Origin of the sequence: Ideonella livida (assembly GCF_010499455.1) — a bacterium.
In the GTDB taxonomy this organism is placed as follows: domain Bacteria; phylum Pseudomonadota; class Gammaproteobacteria; order Burkholderiales; family Burkholderiaceae_C; genus Ideonella; species Ideonella livida.
In genome coordinates this window covers 1-18634 of record NZ_JAAGOH010000049.1, presented here as the reverse complement: position 1 = coordinate 18634, position 18634 = coordinate 1, and the positions used below count along the sequence as shown (strand labels likewise).

Annotated in this window: 11 protein-coding genes; 4 read left to right on the top strand and 7 right to left on the bottom strand. The window is 71.9% G+C overall.

What is annotated here, in order from left to right:
• Positions 1 to 2: 2 nt before the first annotated feature.
• Positions 3 to 926: a LysR family transcriptional regulator gene (locus G3A44_RS21765; RefSeq protein ID WP_163459856.1), complete on the bottom strand. Its 924-nt coding sequence runs from the start codon at positions 924 to 926 to the stop codon at positions 3 to 5.
• Positions 927 to 1155: 229 nt separating this feature from the next.
• Between G3A44_RS21765 and G3A44_RS21760 the strand changes: the two genes are divergently transcribed.
• The 3 genes from G3A44_RS21760 to G3A44_RS21750 are packed head-to-tail and all read left to right on the top strand — an operon-like array spanning position 1156 to position 4324.
• Positions 1156 to 2220, top strand: coding sequence for an SMP-30/gluconolactonase/LRE family protein (locus G3A44_RS21760; RefSeq protein WP_163459855.1), 1065 nt, complete (start codon positions 1156 to 1158; stop codon positions 2218 to 2220).
• Positions 2221 to 2262: 42 nt separating this feature from the next.
• Entirely contained in the window at positions 2263 to 3498 is a 1236-nt protein-coding gene (locus G3A44_RS21755; RefSeq protein WP_163459854.1) for an MFS transporter, read from the top strand.
• Complete coding sequence (locus G3A44_RS21750) at positions 3491 to 4324, top strand: SDR family NAD(P)-dependent oxidoreductase (protein ID WP_310734434.1); 834 nt, start codon at positions 3491 to 3493, stop codon at positions 4322 to 4324. Before G3A44_RS21755 ends, G3A44_RS21750 begins: the two co-directional genes overlap by 8 nt.
• 40 nt (positions 4325 to 4364) lie before the next feature.
• Here the strand turns inward: G3A44_RS21750 and G3A44_RS21745 are convergent, their stop codons facing one another.
• The 5 genes from G3A44_RS21745 to G3A44_RS21725 all read right to left on the bottom strand — a co-directional run bounded on the left by G3A44_RS21745 (position 4365) and on the right by G3A44_RS21725 (position 16806).
• Positions 4365 to 11597, bottom strand: a complete 7233-nt coding sequence (locus G3A44_RS21745) for a calcium-binding protein (RefSeq protein WP_163459853.1) — start codon at positions 11595 to 11597, stop codon at positions 4365 to 4367.
• A gap of 203 nt (positions 11598 to 11800) precedes the next feature.
• Positions 11801 to 12622: a 4-hydroxy-2-oxoheptanedioate aldolase gene (gene hpaI, locus G3A44_RS21740; protein ID WP_163459852.1), complete on the bottom strand. Its 822-nt coding sequence runs from the start codon at positions 12620 to 12622 to the stop codon at positions 11801 to 11803.
• 32 nt (positions 12623 to 12654) lie between these two features.
• Positions 12655 to 14151 carry an NAD-dependent succinate-semialdehyde dehydrogenase gene (locus tag G3A44_RS21735; RefSeq protein ID WP_163459851.1) on the bottom strand — a complete coding sequence of 499 codons (1497 nt, stop codon included), beginning with the start codon at positions 14149 to 14151 and terminating at the stop codon, positions 12655 to 12657.
• A gap of 54 nt (positions 14152 to 14205) precedes the next feature.
• Entirely contained in the window at positions 14206 to 15738 is a 1533-nt protein-coding gene (locus G3A44_RS21730; protein WP_163459850.1) for a D-arabinonate dehydratase, read from the bottom strand.
• 54 nt (positions 15739 to 15792) lie between these two features.
• Complete coding sequence (locus G3A44_RS21725) at positions 15793 to 16806, bottom strand: Bug family tripartite tricarboxylate transporter substrate binding protein (protein WP_163459849.1); 1014 nt, start codon at positions 16804 to 16806, stop codon at positions 15793 to 15795.
• Between the two features lie 242 nt (positions 16807 to 17048).
• Between G3A44_RS21725 and G3A44_RS21720 the strand changes: the two genes are divergently transcribed.
• The gene (locus tag G3A44_RS21720) at positions 17049 to 18026 is read left to right on the top strand and encodes a LysR family transcriptional regulator (protein ID WP_163459848.1); all 978 of its coding nucleotides are present in this window, start codon (positions 17049 to 17051) and stop codon (positions 18024 to 18026) included.
• Here the strand turns inward: G3A44_RS21720 and G3A44_RS21715 are convergent.
• Positions 18020 to 18508, bottom strand: a complete 489-nt coding sequence (locus G3A44_RS21715) for a CAP domain-containing protein (protein ID WP_203561527.1) — start codon at positions 18506 to 18508, stop codon at positions 18020 to 18022. The genes G3A44_RS21720 and G3A44_RS21715 overlap by 7 nt on opposite strands.
• Between the last annotated feature and the right edge of the window lie 126 nt (positions 18509 to 18634).

Sequence of the window (18634 nt, the reverse complement as noted above, 5' to 3'; positions counted from 1 at the left end):
TGTTAGTCCACCGTGGGTAAGGCCGCGGCGGCCTTCAGGATCTTGTCGCGCAGCCACTGGCTGGCGGGGTCGGCGTCGCGGTAGCGGTGCCACTGCAGCACTTCCTCCAGCCGGGGGGTGGGAAAGTCCAGCCGCAGCAGGCGCAGCCGCGGCCATTGCTGGGCCACCTGCTGGGCCATGCGGGTGTGCAGCGTGGCCACCCGGGCGGTGCCGGGCAGCAGGTGTGGCAGCAGGCCGAAGTTGTGCACCACCACCTCGGCCGGGGGCAGGGCGCCGTGCTCGGTGAGGAACCAGGTCTCGAACAGCGGGCGGCCGTTGGCCTCCATGCGCACATGGCGCGCGGCGCGGTAGTCGGCCAGGCTCAGGGCGGTGGGCCAGTGCCCGGACGGGGCGCCATCGGCCGCCACCAAGGCCATGTAGCGGTCTTCAAACAGGGTCGCGCTGCCCTGGTTGGGGGTGGCGAAGCAGGCGGGGTTGATGACGAAGTCCACCTCGCCGTTTTCCAGGTCCTGCCCGGCGGTGTTGCTGGGCTGACGGAATTCAATGCTCACCCCGGGCGCCTCACGGTGCACCGCCTGCAGCACCGGCAGCAGCAGCACCTGGATCAGGTAGTCCGAGGCGACGATGGAGAAGCGCCGGCGCGAGGTGGCGGGGTCGAACACCGGGCGGGTGGACAACGTGGCGTCCAGCCGCAGGATCAGGTCGTTGACCGGCTCCACCAGGGTCTCGGCCAGGGGCGTGAGCACCATGCGCCGGCCCACGGGCACGATCAGCGGGTCGTCAAAGAACTCGCGCAGCCGGGCCAGCATGCCGCTCATGGCCGATTGGGTGACGTGCAGCTGTTCGCCCGCGCGGGTGACGTTGCGCTCGGCCAGCAGGGCGCGCAGGGCGGTGAGCAGGTTCAGGTCCAGCCGTTGGTAGCGCATGGGAAGCAGGGCAGGGGTGGCAGGGCAGGGCAGGCCGGCGGGCCGGCCCCGCCTCAGGCCGCAGGGTGCAAGCCGCAGGGGGCAGACTGCGGGCGCGCAGTGTAGGAGCCCGTCCGGCGGTCGGGAAGGGGTGGGGCCCCCGGGTTGTCCCGGGCATGCGTGCCGCTGATGGCGGCCATCGCCAAACGCCATTTCCGCTGCGCCGGCGGGCTGCCTAGCATGCGCCGCCATGAATGCTCCCGACCTTTCCCTCGCCGCGCCGGGCGCCGGCGACGCCCTGGCCAATCCGCTGCGCGGCTGGCAGGTGGACCGCGCCCAGATACAGTCCTGGGGCCACGGCCTGCAGCGCCCTGAGTGCATCCTGACCGAGCCCGACGGCACCGTCTGGACGGCCGACGCCCGGGGCGTGATGCGCATCGACGCCAACGGCGAACAGACGCTCATCCGCCAGCAGCAGGGCGATGACGGCCGACGCCTGGACTCTGCCGCCGCGCTGGTCATGGGCGGCAGCCTGCCCAACGGCATCGCCTTCAACCGGGCGGGTGACATCGTGATCGCCAACTTCGGCACCGATGCCATCGAGCTGATGACCCGCGACGGCGCCTCGCGCACGCTCTACACCCACATCGACGGCGTCCCGCTGGGCAAGACCAACTTCGTGCTGGCCGACTCCCAGGGGCGGCTGTGGTTCACCGTCACCACCCGCCAGGTGCCCTGGACCCGCTCCATCAACGAGAAAACCGCCGACGGCTACGTGGGCTTGATCGACGTGGATGGCCGCATCCGCATCGTGGCCTATGGCTTTGTGGGCACCAACGAGTGCCGGCTGGACGCCCGCGAGGAATGGCTTTACGTGGCCGAGACCAACGCCCTGCGCATCAGCAAGCTGCGCGTGGGCGCAGACGGCAGCCTGAGTGACCGCCAGGTGCACGGCCCGGCCGACCTGGGCGGCTTTCCGGACGGCTTTGCCCTCGACGCCCACGGCAACCTGTGGGTCACGCTGATCCTCACCGAGCGGCTGATCGCCATCACGCCCGAGGGCGAGGTGCTCACCCTGCTGGACGACGGCAACCCCGCCGCCCTGGCCGTGTACGAGCAGCACTACCAGGCCGGCACCACCACGCCCGAGCTGATGGGCGCCTGCAAGGGCACCCTGGCGCCCATGATGGCCAGCATCGCCTTTGGCGGGCCGGACCTGCGCACCGTCTACCTGGGCAGCCTGGGTGGCAGCACGCTGCCCCGGTTCCGCTCCCCCGTGCCGGGCCTGCCGCCGGCGCATTGGCCCCGGGCCTGAGCCGGCCGCACCGGCACACCACACGACAACGGAGACTTTCCCATGAGCAGCACCACCGCCCCCCTGGCGCAGCCGCAGCCCCCGCTGACGCTGAACCAGCCCCGCCTGATCCACGCCATCCTGCTGTTGATCACCTGCAGCTTCAATGTGCTGGTCACGGCGATCCTGGGCCCGAGCCTGCCGGCCATGCAGGCCCATTTCCAGGACGTGCCGGGCGTGGACTACCTGGTGCCCATGACCATGTCGGCCCCGCTGCTGACGGTGGCTATCGTCAGCGTGTTTGTCGGCGAGCTGGCCGACCGCTGGGGCCGCAAGCGCCTGCTGGTGGGTTCGGCCGTGTTCTACGCCCTGGTGGGCACCGCGCCGCTGTACCTGGATTCGCTCTACGCGATCCTGGCCAGCCGCTGTGCGCTGGGCGTCATGGAAGCGGTGCTGATGACCGTGAGCACCACCATGATTGGCGACTACTGGAGCGGTGCGCAACGTGACCGCTACATGTCGCTGCAGACCACGGTGGCCAGCACTTCCGCCTTCCTGTTCAACACGATGGGCGGCGCCATTGCCGAGCAGGGCTGGCGCGCGCCCTACGCGGTGTTCGCGGTCAGCCTGGTCCTGGCGCCGCTGATGGCCTTCTTCCTTTGGGAGCCGCGCACCCGCGCCAGCATGACCCCGCAGCAGTTTGCCGAGGACAGCCAGTCCTTCCGGCCGCGCGCCCTGGCCCTGGTGTGTTTCTTTGCAGTGCTGCTGGGCATCGGCTTTCTCACGGTGCCGGTCCACTTCGGCTACCTGCACGGCGCCATCGGCGTGCAGTCGCCGGCGCAGATCGGCATGGCCTATGGCGTCAACAGCCTGGGCGTCATCTCAGGCACCCTGATCTTTGGCTGGGTGCTGGCCACCCGCCTGAACGTGGCCTGGCAGCTGATGGTGGGCACGGCCATCGCCGGCGCCGGCTTCCTGCTGATGCGGGGTGCGGGCGACTACGCCGCGCTGACCACCGCCGGCTACGTCAATGGCCTGGGCATGGGCATCCTGCTGCCGGCCATGGTGACCTGGAACATGCGTGACCTGCCGGTCTCGCGCCGCGGCATGGGCATCGGTGCCTTCCAGAGCTGCCTGCAACTGGGCATGTTCATCAACCCGATGCTGGTGGTGTGGATGGAGAAGAACGGGGCCGGCAGCCGCGCCGGCAGCGTGGGCTACGTGGGCCTGGGCGTGCTGGTGCTGTGTGCCCTGGCCCTGATCGCCGGCCTGCGCCGGGCCGGAGCGCGCCGTGGCTGACCCCACCCCGCACGCTCCGCGGCCCCCGGTGGTCAAACCCCACCTGCCCGGCCGCCGCGGCGACCGCCTGGCCGGCAAGGTGGCGGTGGTCACGGGCATCGGCGCCGGCATCGGCAAGGGCATCGCCCTGATGTTCGCCCGCCAGGGCGCCACCGTGGTGGGCTGTGACATCCACGCCGGCCACGCCGCCGCCACCGTGGCCGAGGCCGCCGCCGAGGGCCTGAACCTGAGCAGCCTGCACCCGCTGGACCTGACCCACCCCGAAGCCGCGCGCGAGCTGATGGCGCATGCCGCGGCGCTGCACGGCGGCATCGACATCCTGGTCAATGCCGCCGCCTTCGGCGCCTTCCGCTGGCTGGAGGAGATGGACTACGAGCAGCACTGGCGCCGCACCCTGGTGGGCGAGGTGGACATTGTCTTCCTGGCTTGCCAAGCGGCCTGGCCGCACCTCAAGGCGCGCGGGGGCGGCTCTGTCCTCAACTTTGCCAGCGCCAATGCGCGCATGGCCTTGCCGCTCTCACCCGCGCTGGCGCACTGCGCCGGCAAGGGGGCGGTGCTGGCCATGAGCCGGCAGCTGGCCATGGAAGGCGGGCCGCATGGCATCCGCGTCAACACGATCAGCCCCGCGTTGGTGGTGACCGAGGCCACCCGCGAGCCGCTGCAGCACATCCCGGGCTTTGAAGCCCAGGTGCTGGAGAAATTCATGCTCAAACGCCTGGGCCAGCCTGAAGACATCGCCTGGGCGGCGGTCTACCTGGCCAGCGATGAATCCAGCTGGGTGACGGCGGCCGACTTCAACTTGGACGCCGGCGCCACTGCCTGGTGAGACGGCGGCACCGGGCGGTGCTGGCAGCCCCCGCCGCCGCTCAGCCCCAGAACACGTCGCCCTCCACCAGCGGGGTGCCGCCCACCAGGGCGGCCAACAGCTGCAGGTCGGTGGCATCCACCACGCCGTCGCCGCTCTCGGTGTAGCGCAGCAGCAGGTTGGCCACGCCGTCGCTGCCACGCACCACCAGCAGGGCATGGTCGCCGGTGCTGTAGTCGGTGGCCAGGCCACTCAGGGCCTGGGCCACCCGCTCGGCGTTGAGCGCCTGCCCGGCGGCCGAGCTGTCGTCCACCAGGCCAGCCACGGCGCTGTCCACCCACAGCAGCTCGCTGCCCAGCCGCACGCCGTCGTTCACGGCTTGCGCCAGGTCCACCAGGTGCTGCTGGCTGTCCAGCACCGCGTCGCCGTTGCCCAGGTCCAGCGCCGCGGCCTGCAGCTGGACACGGTCGGAACTGCCACGGCCGGTGATCCGGTCCATCCCGATCAGGCTGTCCAGCACCACCACACTGTCGGCGTTGGTCAGCTGGAGGCGGTCGTTGCCGGCGCCGCCCACCAGGGTGTCGCCGTCATAGGCCAGGTAGCCGCGGTTGACTTGCACCAGCAGCCAGTCGTCGCCGGCCCCGCCATCGAGCCAGTCGCTGTCCACATGGCCGGAGAGGGTGTCGTTGCCCTCGCCACCCAGCAGGGTGTCGCGGCCAAAGCCGCCGAGCAGGTCGTCGTTTCCGGCGCCGCCTTCCAGCCGGTCATGGGGCATGTCCGCACTGGTGGAGTCCCACAGGAACAGGGGTTCGCCGGGGAGAATGTCCCAGCCGATGATCTCCCAGCCTTCGTCGCCGATGAGCGTGTCGTTGCCGTCCTGGCCCAGCAGGGTGTCGTGGCCGCCCCAGCCGTCCACCCAGTCGTCGCCGGCGCCCAGGGCAATCCAGTCCGAAGAGGCGCGGATGCCCTCCACGGTGTCGTTGCCGGCGTCCATCTGGTAGCCCCAGGCCTCGATGCTGTGGCCAAAGCGGGTGTAGACCAGCAGGTGGCTGCGGGTCCAGGTGAAGCCCTGGAAGACCAGGATGGCGGTGTCGACACCGTCCCCGCCGTCCACCCAGCCCGCGTTCAGCCGCAGGGTGTCATTGCCCGCGCCGCCGTACAGCGTGTCCTGGCCGCCCACGCCGTCGAGCCAGTCGTTGCCGGCGCCGCCCTCCAGCCAGTCGTTGCCGTGGCCGGCGAGGACGGTGTCGTCTGCGTTGCCGCCCACCACGGTGCTGTGGGCTGAGGCCTGCAGGTCCAGCCGGCCGCCGGTGTCGTCGAGCTGCAGGTGGAAGCCCTCCACCGAGGCCGCCCGCGCCTGCGCCAGCACCTCGGCCAAGGTCACGCCGGGAGCCAAGGTGCGGGCATCCAGCGCCAGGGTGTCCTGCCCGGCGCCGCCCTGCAGCACATCCAGGCCGTTCTGGCTGACCAGCCAGTCGTCGCCGTCGCCGCCGTCCAGGGTATCGGCCCCGGCGCCACCGTCCAGGGTGTCGGCGCCGCCGCCGCCCTGCAGCAGGTCATCGCCGGCGCCGCCGGCCATGGACTCGGCGCTGGCACTGCCCTGCACCGTGTCGTCGCCGCTGCCCAGCCACAGCGCGATGTGCTCCAGGCTGGTCTGGGCGGCGTCGCTGCCCAGGGCCGCGGCCAGGTCCAGCGCGCGGCCGGCGGTGGCGGCGCGATCATCCAGGCGCAGGGTGTCGTCGCCCGCGCCGCCGCGGTACTGGTCGTCCCCCGCGGAGAAAAGCAACAGGTCGTTGCCGTCGCCGCCGTTCAGGGTGTCATCGCCTTCGCCGCCATCCAGGGTGTCGTGGCCGGCGCCCGCGTCCAGGGCGTCATGGCCGGCGCTGCCCAGCAGCAGGTCGTGGCCGCTGCCCAGCCAGGCCAGCACGGTTTCCACGCCGCCCAGGTCTTGGCCGGCCAGGGCGGCGCCAAAGTCCAGCACCAGGTCGTCGGTGCGGGTGTGCCAGTCCAGGCTCAGGGTGTCCTGGCCAGCACCGCCAATCACGGTGTCCTGCCCGGTGGAGATGCGGATGAAGTCGTCGCCGTCGCCACCTTCCAGCAGGTCGTCGCCCTCACCACCGTCCAGCACGTCGTTGCCGTCTCCGCCTTGCAAGGTGTCGTCGCCCTCGGCACCCAGCAGGGTGTCGCGGCCGCCGGCGCCGCGCAGCAGGTCTTGACCGGCGCCGCCTTCGATGGATTCGGCCTCGCCGCTGCCCTGCACGGTGTCGTCGTGGGCGCCCAGGTGCAGGTCGAGCTGCTCCAGGTTCAGCAGCACCTTGCCGGCCAGCTGCACCGCCATGTCAATGGCCAGCCCGCCGGAGGCGGCGCGCCAGTCCAGGTCCAGGTGGTCCCAGCCGTCGCCGCCGTCCAGGGTGTCCGCCCCGGGTGAGGCTTGCAGGGTGTCGTTGCCCTCGCCGCCGTACAGCGTGTCGTCGCCCTCGTGGCCGTGCAGCCAGTCGTCGCCTGCCCCCCCCAGCAGCAGGTCATTCCCCACGCTGCCGTCCAGGGTGTCGGCGCCGTCGCCGCCCTGCAGGGTGTCGTTGCCGGCGCCACCGTCCAGCAGGTCACGGCCCGCGCCGCCGTCCACGTCATCGCCCACGGTGGAGCCGCTCACGGTGTCATCGCCCTGGCCCATCAGGGCCTGCAGGGCCTCGATGCCGGTGCGGCCGGCCAGGGCGCCGGCGTCCAGCCCCAAGACCTGGCTGCTCAGGCTGGCGCGGGCATCGGCCACGCGCAGCAGGTCCAGGCCGTCACCGCCGTCGGCGCTGTCCTGCGCCTGCAGGCTGACAAAGACGTCCTGCCCGGCGCCGCCGTGCAGCAGGTCTGCGGCCGTGCTGCCGGTCAGGGTGTCGTCGCCTTCGCCGCCCAGCAGTTCCACGGCTTCCACGCCCAGCAGGGTCAGGCCGCTGCCATCCAGCGCCTGGCCGGTGGTCAGCCCCTCGGCGCTCAGGCGCAGGGTGTCCTGCCCGCTGCCACCCTGCACGGTGTGGGCCCCCCCGTCCACCCTCATCAGGTCGTCGCCGGCGCCGCCGTCCAGCCACAGGGCATGGCGGCTGCCGGCCCACAGGGTGTCCTGCCCCTCGCTGCCCAGCAGCTGCAGGGTTTCGATGTGGCGCAGCGTCTGGCCATCCAGCGCGCGGGCGTCCAGCCAGGCGCCGGCGCCGCCGGTGGCCGCGGCCAGGCGCACGGTGTCTTGGCCGGCACCGCCGTCCAGCACGTCCTGCCCCGTGCTGATCAAGAACACGTCGTCGCCGTCACCCCCTTCCAGGGTGTCGTCGCCGTCGCCCCCGTCCAGGGTGTCTGCGCCGCCGCCGGCGCGTACCCAGTCGTGTCCGCCCAGCGCCTGGATGAGTTCGCCCGCGGCGGTGCCGTCGGCGTTGTCGGCCTGGCCGCTGAGCCGGTATTCAAAGTGCTCAAAGCCCTGGTGTTCGATGTAGGCCACGTCCACGCTGCCCCACACGCCGTCGCGGGCGCTATGGTCCACGCGCAGGGTGTCTTCGCCCTGGCCGCCCTGCAGGGTTACGGGCACCAGGCGGGAGATGACCAGGTCGTCGCCCTCGCCGGCGTCCAACGTGTTCAGGAAGCCCACCTCCACCGTGTCTTGTCCGGCGCCGGTGGTCAGGCTGGCGTGGTAGGTGTCCACGGCCTGCACCCAGTCGTCGCCGGCGCTGCCTTGGAACTGGGCCACGCGCACCCCCAGCTGCACCTCCACGCGTTCCACGTCCACCACCTGCAGGGCGGCCAGGGCGTCGGCCAGGTTGAGGTTCAGGCGTGGGCTGCCATAGGGGTCGTAGGGGGCGTTCCACAAAAAGGCCAGGGTGTCCTGGCCGGCCCCGCCGTCCACCACGTCCTGCCCGGCAGAGGCGATCAGCCGGTCATCGCCGTCGCCACCCTGCAGGGTGTCGTTGCCGTCGCCACCGTCCAGGGTGTCCTGGCCTTGGGCGCCCTGCAGCAGGTCGTCGCCGGCGCCTGCGGCAGCACTGTCGTCGCCGGCACTCCCTTGCAGGGTGTCGTCGCCGCTGCCCAGGCGGTAGGTCACAAACTCAATGTCCTCGGTGTCGATGGCGGTCACGGCCAGCCATTCGCCGGTGGTCCGGCCGCTGCGGTCGATGCGCAGCTCGTCGGTGCCGGCGCCGCCGCGGTAGGTGTCCTGCCCGTCGGAGACGACCAGCACGTCGTCGCCGTCGCCGCCTTCCAGCAGGTCGTCGCCCAGGCCGCCGTCCAGGGTGTCTTGGCCGGCGCCGCCGCGCAGCGTGTCGTCTCCCGCGCCACCGGTCACGGCGTCGGCGGCGGCGGTGCCGGTGTAGTCGTCATGGCCCTGGCCCAGCCAGGCCTGTACCCACTCTATGCCGTCGATCGCACTGGCGGTGAGGTCCAGTGTCTGCCCGGTCACGGCGGCCTGGGCGTCCACCCGCAAGGTGTCACCCTCCAGCACCTGGCCACCGCCGTGGTACTCGTCCAGCCCTTCGCTGTACAGCAGCAGGTCGTCACCGGCGCCGCCCTCCAGTGTGTCGTGTCCGGCGCCGCCGTCCAGGGTGCTCCCCCCTTGCAAGGCCACCAGGCGGTCGTCGCCCGCACCGCCTTGCGCGGTTTGTTCGCTGAAGTCGGCGTAAATCAGGTCGTTGCCATCACCGCCGTCCAGCAGCACGGTCTGGGCGCCCCAGGCCGATCCCGTCAGCGTGTCGTCACCGGCGCCGCCCAGCAAGGTGGCGTCACCGGCATCCACGGCCAGCCAGTCGTTGCCGGTGCCGCCGTCGAGCACGGCGCCCGCGTAGCCCATGGCCAGCGTCAGGGTGTCTTGGCCGTCGCCGCCCAGCAGGGTGGCGGCGCCCATCTGGACGCTCAGCCGGTCATCCCCCGTGCCGCCGTCCAGCCAGTCATCGCCCCAGAAGGCCTCCAAGGTGTCGCGGCCGGCGCCGCCCCGCAGGGTGTCGCGCGCCAACTGCCAGCGGTCGCCGTCGTCCAGGTGTTCGTCCAACGCCGAGCCGGTGATCAGGTCCTGGCCTTCGCTGCCTTCCACCGTCAGGCGTTCCATGCCAAGGATCCGGCCGCTGTCGATCCAGGCCTGCACCAAGAGTGTCTGGTCCGCATAGGTGGGCGCCAGGGTGATGACCCCGGCGTCGTCGCCCGCGCCACCGTCCAGGGTGTCGTCCAGGCTCTGGCTGCGCAGCAGGTCGTCGCCGTCGTCGCCGCGCAGCAGGTTGGCGCCCTCGCCGCCCTCCAGGGTGTCGCGGCCGGCGCCGCCGTGCAGCTGGTCATGGCCGGCGCCGCCCTGCAGCAGGTCGTCGCCGTCGTTGCCCTCCAGGGTGTCTTCGCCGTCACCACCGTCCACGGTGTCCTGGCCGCCGCCGCCCAGCAGCTGGTCCCGGCCCTGGTGACCGCGCACCACCTCGTCGCCCTGGCTGCCCTGCAGGATGTCGTCGCCCTGCCCCAGCAGGTAGTTCACCAGCTCCACGCCGTCCAGCACGTAGGCGCTGGCGTCCAGCCATTCCCCATGGTGGCGGTCGCGGTGGTCGGTGCGCAGCTCATCCCAGCCGGCGCCGCCCACATAGGTGTCGGCGCCCTCGGAGGCCAGCAGCACGTCGTCGCCGTCGCCGCCATCCAGCCAGTCGTGGCCGGCCCCGCCGTCCAGGGTGTCGGCGCCGGCGCCACCCATCAGGCTGTCGTGCCCGCCGTGGCCAGCCAGCGCGTCGGCCTGAACCGTGCCCGCCACCGTGTCGTCGCCTTCGCCCAGCCACACCTCCACCCGCTCCACCTGGGTCAGGGCCAGGCTGCCCAGGTCCAGCTGCCGCGCGGTGCTGGACTCCAGGTCGTCCAGGCGCAGGGTGTCGCCGCCGTGGCCCTGATCGCCGCCGCGGACCACGTCGTCCACGTCGCTGAACAGCAGCAGGTCGTCGCCCTCGCCCCCGGTCAGGGTGTCGCGGCCCGCGCCGCCCATCAGGGTGTTGCCGCCATGGCCGGCCTGCAGCAGGTCGTCCCCGTCGCCCCCCAGCAAGGTGACGCGGCCATAACCGCCGCGCAGGGTGTCCTGCCCGTCGCCGCCGTCCAGCCACTGCGCGCCGGTGCCGGCCTGCAGGCTGTCGTCGCCCGCGTTGCCCCACAGGGTGTCGTCGCCGTCGCTGCCGGTCACGGTGTCGTTGCCGCCGCCGGCGTCCACCTGGCGCCGCTCCACCCCTATCAGCCGCCCGGCGGCCACCTGGGCCGCCAGGTCCACCACCTGCGCGTCGCCATCCAGCCACAGCACGCCGGTGTCCAGCCCGATGGCGCCCTTGAGCGTGTCCTGCAGGCTGAAGCCGACCAGCCGGTCGTCGCCCGCGCCCCCCAGCAGCAGGCTGCCGGGCAGGGTGTCGGCGACGCCGGCGCTGCGCCAGGCCTCCAGGGTGTCGTTGCCCTCGCCGCCGCTCAAAGTGTCCTGGCCGTCGCGGCCGATGAGCCGGTCCTGGCCGTCGCCCCCCTGCAGGTAGTCGGCCCCGGCGCCGCCGTCCAGGGTGTCGTGGCCGGCCATGCCCTGCAGCAGCTCGTCACGGGCGCTGCCGATCACCAGGTCGGCGCCACTGCCCAGCAGGAACTGGTAGCGCTCCACCCCCTGGACCGCCACCGTGGCCAGCAGCGCTTCGGTGTCCACCACGTCTTCGGTGGACGCCAGCCACCAGCGCAGGGTGTCCTGCCCCAGGCCGCCGTCCAGGGTGTCGGCACCGGTGCCGCGTACCAGCAGGTCGTCGCCATCGCCGCCCTGCAGCTGGTCGTCGCCGTCGCCGCCGACCAACTGGTCATTGCCCGTGCCGCCGTCCAGGGTGTCGTTGCCGGCGCCGCCCAGCAGCGTGTCCCGTCCCTCCAGGCCCGCCAGCAGGTTGTCGCCCAGGTTGCCGATGAGCGTGTTGGCCTCCGCATTGCCGGTGCCCGCCAGGTGCGCCCGGCCCTGCAGGCGCAGGATCTCCACCGCCTCGGTCAAGGTGTGTGACACCCAGGCATACACCGTGTCCCGGCCCGCGTCGGCCGCTTCCTCCACCCGGTCGCCGGCGTCGTCCACCCGGTAGCGGTCGTCGCCCAGGCCGCCGCGCAGGGTGTCGGCGCCCGCCCGGCCATCCAGCAGGTCATGCCCCTCCCCACCGTCCAGCTGGTCATGGCCCGTGCCGCCGGTCAGGCTGTCGTCGCCTGCCGTGCCGGTCAGCACCAGGCCGTCCGCCTGAGCGGGCAGTGCCGCGGCAGCAGCTCGGGTGGCGGGGGCGGATGTAGGAACGCGGGCGTTGGCCATGGCAGCAGCGGCGCGCGCGCAAGCCCACGCCGGTCATAAGCAAGACAGGCCGCGGATGCTAGGAAGGCAGCGTTGAGGCAGCGTTGAATGGGGGGGAGATGGACGGCGTGGCCCGCGGGTGTAGGTCCAGAAAGGGAAAAGGCCCGCACGCGGCGGGCCTTTGGGGGCGCAAGACCCCGCGCGGGGCGGGGCGCTGGGTCAGCTCAATACGGCCCTGCCACTGCCGCCGGGGCGCCCGTGCCCACGCCAAACTCTTTGGCCCGCTGGCGCACGGCCTGCATCATCAGGCTCAGTTCGATGCCCACGGCCACGAAGGTGGCGCCGAGTTCCAGGTAGCGGCGGGCTTGGGCCACGTCGCTGGTGAGGGTGCCGGCGGCTTTGCCGCTGGCGGCGATGCGGCGGATGGCGTCTTCGATGGCGGCTTGCACCTCGGGGTGGCCGGGGTGGCCCAGGTGGCCGAGCGATGCGGCCAGGTCGGCGGGGCCGATGAAGACGCCGTCCACGCCGTCCACGGCGCAAATCGCTTCCAGGTTCTGCAAGGCGGTGCGGGTTTCGGCCTGCACCAGCAGGCAGACCTCGTCGTTGGCCTGGTGCACATAGTCGGCCCGGGCGCTGAAGCGCGAGGCGCGGGCGATGGCGGCGCCCACGCCGCGCACGCCTTGGGGCGGGTAGCGGGTGGCCTGCACCATGGCGCGGGCCTGTTCGGGGGTGTCCACCATGGGCACCAGCAGGGTGGTGGCGCCGATGTCGAGCATCTGCTTGATGAGGGCGGTTTGGCCTTCCACCACGCGCACCACGGGGTGGCTGCGGTAGCCGGCCACGGCCTGCAACTGGGCCAGGGTGGAGCGCACGTCGTTGGGGGCGTGCTCGCCGTCGATCAGCAGCCAGTCAAAGCCGACGGTGGCGCACATCTCGGTGCTGTAGGGCTGGGCCATGGACAGCCACAGGCCGATCTGGGCGCGGCGCTGGGCCAGGGCGGCCTTGAAGGGGTTGTTCGTGGTGGTGGTTGGCGTGGGTGCGGTCATGGTGTGCGGCTCTGACAAAAGGACGTCGGGGCTCAGTTCAGGCCGCCTTGGCACAGGTATTTGATGTGCAGGTAGTCGTCCAGGCCGTGGATGGAGCCTTCGCGGCCGTAGCCGCTGGCCTTGACGCCGCCGAAGGGCGCGGCTTCAGAAGCCACGGCGCCTTCGTTGATGCCGACGATGCCGGTCTCCAGCGCGCTGGACACGCGGTGGATGCGCGCCGGGTTCTGGCTGTAGAAGTAGGCGGCCAGGCCGAAGGGGGTGTCGTTGGCCAGGGCCAGGGCCTCGGCCTCGGTGTCAAAGGCGAACAGCGGCACCACGGGGCCGAAGGTTTCTTCGCCGCACAGCACGGCTTGGGGTGACACGTCGGCCAGCACGGTGGGGGCGATGTAGTGGGGGCCCAGCTCGGTGCGCAAGCGCTGGCCGCCGGTCAGCACGGTGGCGCCGCGGCTCACGGCGTCGTCAATGTGGCGCAGGATCTTGTCCACGGCGCGGTCGTTGATCATGGGGCCGATCTGGCTGGCGGCCTCGGTGGCCGGGCCCACCTGCAGGGCGGCCACGCGGGCCGAGAGGCGCTGGGCAAAGGCCGCCATCACGCCGCGCTGCACGTACACGCGGTTGGGGCACACGCAGGTTTGGCCGCCGTTGCGGAACTTGCTGGCCATCAGGCCGGTGACGGCGGCGTCCAGGTCGGCGTCGTCAAAGACGATGAAGGGGGCGTTTCCGCCCAGCTCCAGCGAGAGCTTCTTGAGCGTGTCGGCCGAGCGGCGGGCCAGGTGCTGGCCCACGGGGGTGGAGCCGGTGAAGCTGATCTTGCGCACGCGGGCGTCGTCCAGCCACACGTCCACCACGGCCGGGGTGCGGGCGCGGCTGGCGCAGACGATGTTGAGCACGCCGGCGGGCAGGCCGGCGGCCTCGGCCAGGGCCACCAGGGCCAGGGAGGTGAGCGGCGTGTCCTCGGCCGGCTTGGCCACCACGGTGCAGCCGGCGGCCAGGGCGGGGGCGATCTTGCGGGCGATCATGGCCGCGGGGAAGTTCCACGGCGTGATGACGGCCACCACGCCCACGGGCTCTTTGACGGCCAGCATGCGGCGGCCGGCCACGGCGGGCTCGATCACGTCGCCGGTGATGCGTGAGGCTTCCGACGCGAACCAGTCCACATAGCTGGCGGCGTAGGCCACTTCGCCCTGGCCCTCCGCCAGGGGCTTGCCCTGCTCGGTGCTGATGAGGCGGCCCAGGTCGGCCTGGTGCTGCAGGATCAGGTCGTGCCAGCGGCGCACGATTTGGCCGCGGGTGCGGGCCGGGGTGGCGCGCCAGCCGGCAAAAGCGGCCTGGGCGGCGTCGGCGGCGGCGCGAGCGTCGGCGGCGTCGCTGTCGGGCACCTGGGTGATGACGGTCTGGTCAGCGGGGTTGAGCACGTCCATGCGCGCACCGCTGGCCGCGGGCACCCATTGGCCGGCGATGTGGTTGAGGTGGCGCAGCAGCAGGGCGGGCTGCTGCAGGGTGAGGTCGTTCAGGGCGGTGGCGGTCATGTGGGCGGGGTGCTGAAAAGGGGGCGGTGGCAGCGGCGGGGGCGTGGCGGTGGCTCAGCTCACGATGCCCAGGTGCCAGGGGATGAATTCGTGGTCGCCCAGGCCCAGGCGCTCGCTGGCGGTGGATTCGCCCGAGGCCACGCGCAGGATGTGCTCGAAGATCTGCTGGCCCATGCCGGGGATGTCGGTGGTGCCGTCGATCACCTGGCCGCAGTTGATGTCCATGTCTTCGCGCAGGCGCTCGAACATGGGCGTGTTGCTGGCCAGCTTGATCGTGGGCGCCGGCTTGGAGCCGAACATGCTGCCGCGCCCGGTGGTGAAGCAGATGAGGTTGGCGCCGCTGGCGATCTGGCCGGTGGTGGCCACGGGGTCGTAGCCGGGCGAGTCCATGAAGACGAAGCCGGTCTCGGTGATGGGCTCGGCGTACTGGTACACAGCGCGCAGCGGCGTGGTGCCGGCCTTCATGGCCGAGCCCAGGCTTTTCTCGACGATGTTGGCCAGGCCGCCGGCCTGGTTGCCCGGGCCCACCACGCCGTTGAACTGGCCGTTGTGACCGGCGGTGTAGCCCTTCCACCACTCAATGCGGTCCAGCAGGGCCTGGCCCACGGCCGGGGTGACGGCGCGGCGGGTGAGCAGGTGCTCCACGCCGTGGATCTCAGGGGTTTCCGAGAGGATGGCGGTGCCGCCGTGACGCACCAGGATGTCCATGGCCGCGCCCAGCGCCGGGTTGGCGCCGATGCCCGAGAAGCCATCCGAGCCGCCGCACTCCAGGCCGATGCTGAGGTGGCGGGCCGGCACGCTTTGGCGCTGCACCGCGTTGGCCCCGGGCAGCATGGCCTGCACGGCGCGGATGCCGGCTTCGATGGTGGCGCGGGTGCCGCCGGTCTCTTGCATCACAAAGGCGCGCAGCTGGGCGCCTTCTTCCAGGCGCTGGCTGGCCATCAGCTCGGGCACCTGGTTGCGTTCGCAGCCCAGGCCCACCACCACCACGCCGCCCAGGTTGGGGTGGCGGGCGTAGCCGGCCAGGGTGCGGCGCAGCAGGTCAAAGTGCGGGCTGGGCGAGGACATGCCGCAGCCGCTGGTCTGGGCAAAGGCCACCACGCCGTCCACGTTGGGGTAGTCGGCCAGGCGCTCAGGCGTGAACCACTCGGCCACCTTGTGCACCACGGTGGACGAGCAGTTCACCGTGGCAATCAGACCGATGAAGTTGCGCGTGCCCACGCGGCCGTCGGCCCGCACATAGCCCATGAAGCGGGCCTGCTGGTCCTCGGGCAGCACGTCCACCGGGCGCAGGTCGGTGCAGAACTCGGGCGCCGGGGCGCGCTCTTCATGCAGCACGTTGTGGGTGTGCACATGCTCGCCGGGGGCGATGTCGCGGGCGGCGCGGCCAATGGCGGTGTCGTACTTCAGCACCACCTCGCCGGCGGCGATGGCGCGCGCGGCGATCTTGTGGCCCGCCGGGATCTGCGCCCGGGTGCGCAGGTTGAACTCCGGCAGCGCCTCGCCCAGGCCGATGGGGCGGCGGGCGATGAGCACGTTGTCCCGCGCGTGCAGGCGGATCAGGGGGGAGGCGGGGGCGGAGGTCATGCGGAGGCGGGTTGGCAGCGTGAGGCGGGGCGGAGGGCGCGGAAGGGTAGGGGCTCAGCCCTTGGCCATCAGTTCCTTGAGTTTCAGGCGCTCGATCAAGAGCTTTTCCTTTTGCACGGTCTGGGCCACGTACTGGGCGTAGTCCGGGCCGTCCAGGTACATCAGCGGGGCGTCGATCTTGTCGCAGGCGGCGGTGAACTCGGGGCTGGCGGCGGCCAGCTTGAAGGCGGCGCGCAGGCGGGCCAGCACGGCTGGGTCCACGCCCTTGGGGGCGCCGATGCCGTTGGGCGCGTCCACCACCACGTTCAGACCCTGCTCTTTGACGGTGGGCGTGTCCTTGAAGTCTTGCGTGCGGCGCTCGCCCAGCGTGGCCAGCAGCCGCAGCTTGCCGGCCAGCACATGCGGGGCCCAGGAGCTGGAGTCGATGAGCAGGTCCACCTCGCCAGCCAGCAGGGCTTGCAGGGCCAGGGCGCCGCCCTTGTAGGGGATGTGCAGCAGCTCGATGCCGGCGGCGTGGGCCACCTCCTCCATGCCCACATGGGTGGCGCCGCCCATGCCGGCGCTGGAATAGGTGATGCGGCCGGGCTTGGCCTTGGCCGCGGCGATCACATCCGCCAACGTCTTGTAGGGGCTGCCGGCCTGGCAGGCGATGCCGAAGGTCTGGCCCGAGACGCGGGCGATGTAGCTCAGGTCTTTCAGCGGGTCCAGCGGCAGGCTGCCCAGCTGCGAGAAGCGCGCCACCGAGATGGGGATCTGGCCGATGGTGTAGCCGTCGGGCGCGGCCTGCGCCATGCTGCGCAGGCCCAGCATGCCGGAGGCGCCGGCGCGGTTCTCCACCACGATCGTCTGGCCCAGTGGCTTGGCCGCAGCCACGCACAGGGCGCGCATGGTGATGTCGGCCGTGCCGCCAGCCGGCCACGGGCAAATGAAGGTGAGGGGCCGCTCGGGGTAGCCGGCGGCGCGGGCGGCGGGGCTGGCCAGCAGGCCGGCGCCGGTGGTGCCCAGCGTGGCCAGGCCGGCCAGGGCGGTGCGGTGGAAGTCGCGGCGGCTGGGGTGGCGGGTGCTCATGAACGAAGTCTCCGTGGCGGGGCCGGTGGACCGGCTCGAGGCGGGGGGCGAGTCTGCAGGACTCGGCGGGGCCTGTCGCGCCGGGGGGCCGCAGGGGTCAAAGACCTTGGGCGTGGCAGGGTTGCGGCGCATTCTTGGGGCTGCGGACATGCCAATCCAATGACATTGCTGACTGGCTTCATAACCTAAACGGAATAATTGGGGCCAACCCTGAGCCCTTTGGCGTGACCCGAGGCCCCTGCATGACCACCTCCATTGACCGCGTGCTGCGCTCCAACCTGAAACTGCGCCACCTGCAGTTGCTGGTGGCGCTGGACCAGTTCCGCCACCTGGGCCGGGCGGCGGAGTTCCTCTCGCTCACCCAGCCGGCGGTGTCCAAGACGTTGGCGGAGATCGAGCGCATGTTCGACCTGGAGCTGTTCACCCGCTCCACCCGTGGCACCGAGCCCACGGCCTATGGCCAGACGGTGGTGCGTTTTGCGCGCTCGGTGCTGGCCGACTATGAGCGCACCCGTGATGAGATTGCCGCGGTGGCCAGCGGTGCGGCCGGCCGGGTGAGTGTGGGGGCGATGGTGGTGGCGGTGCCCGGCCTGCTCACACCGGCCATTCAGGCCCTCAAGGCGCGCTCGGCCCAGACCACGGTGATGGTGGAAGAGGGCGACCTGACGCGCCTGCTGCCGCGCCTGCGCCTGGGTGAGTTGGACCTCTTCGTGGGCCGGCTGGAGCCCGGCTACGCCGCGCCCGATCTGGAGACCGAGCCGCTGTATGCCGAGCCCATGGCCTTGGTGGCCGGCCCGGCCCATCCGCTGGCGCAGGGTGGCCCGCCCGCCTGGGGCGACCTGGCGGCGGCGGCCTGGGTGGTGCCGCCGCCCTGGGCCAGCTCACGCGTCAAGTTGCACCAACTGTTCTACGCCCAGGGGCTGAACCCGCCCACCGATGTGGTGGAGACAGCGTCTTTTCTGGTGGCGCTGAGCCAGATGCGCCAGCGCCCGGCGCTGGGCTTCTGGGCGCGCTCGGTGGCCGAGCATGCCCAGGCCGAAGGCTTTGTGCGGATGCTGCCGCTGGAGGTGCCCATTGAGCTGCCGCCGGTGGGCCTGATCACCGTGCGCGGGCGGCTGCGCACCCCGGCGGCCGAGCAGCTCATGGCCTGTCTGCGGGAGAGGGCGGCGGCCCACGCCGCGCGCCCTTGTCAGCCCCCGCCCGACCATGCGCTTCAGTAAGGCGACTGCCCCATGTAGTTGCCTGGCGGGTCGTAGTTGGCCACGATGATGACCGCGCCACTGGGGCAATGGGCCTGCCCCATGCCCACGTGGGTGGTGCCCTTCCACACCATCTGGGTGTAGTGCCCGGTCTTGTGCCAGTTGTCGCCGGTCAGGATGCCGGGGCGCCAGTCGCGGATCTCGTCGTACCAGGCCTTGGCGGCGTCGCGGGCGTTGAAGCGGCTGGCGCTGCCCCAGAAGATGTTTTCGCCGTAACGGCTGCCCCAAGGGCCGCCACCGGGCCGGTGCTCCATGCGGCAGCCCTTGTCCTGGGCCAGGTGGTGGGCCCACTTCTGGGCGAAGGCCGAGAGTTCAGGCGACCACAGCAGGGGCCGGGTGCCCACGTCTTGGCGGGCACTGTTGTGCAGGTCCAGCGCGGCCTGCGCCGCCGCACGGGGAATGGACGAGCCCACGGCCTCGGGCACGCTGGCGGTGCCGGTCACGGCGTCGGGCGCCGGGCGGGGTGGGGCGCTGGCGTGGTGGTGGCGGTGGTGGACACCGGCTACCGCCCCCATGCCGACCTGGCGGGCAACCTGCTGGCCGGCTACGACTTCATCAGCACCCCGAGC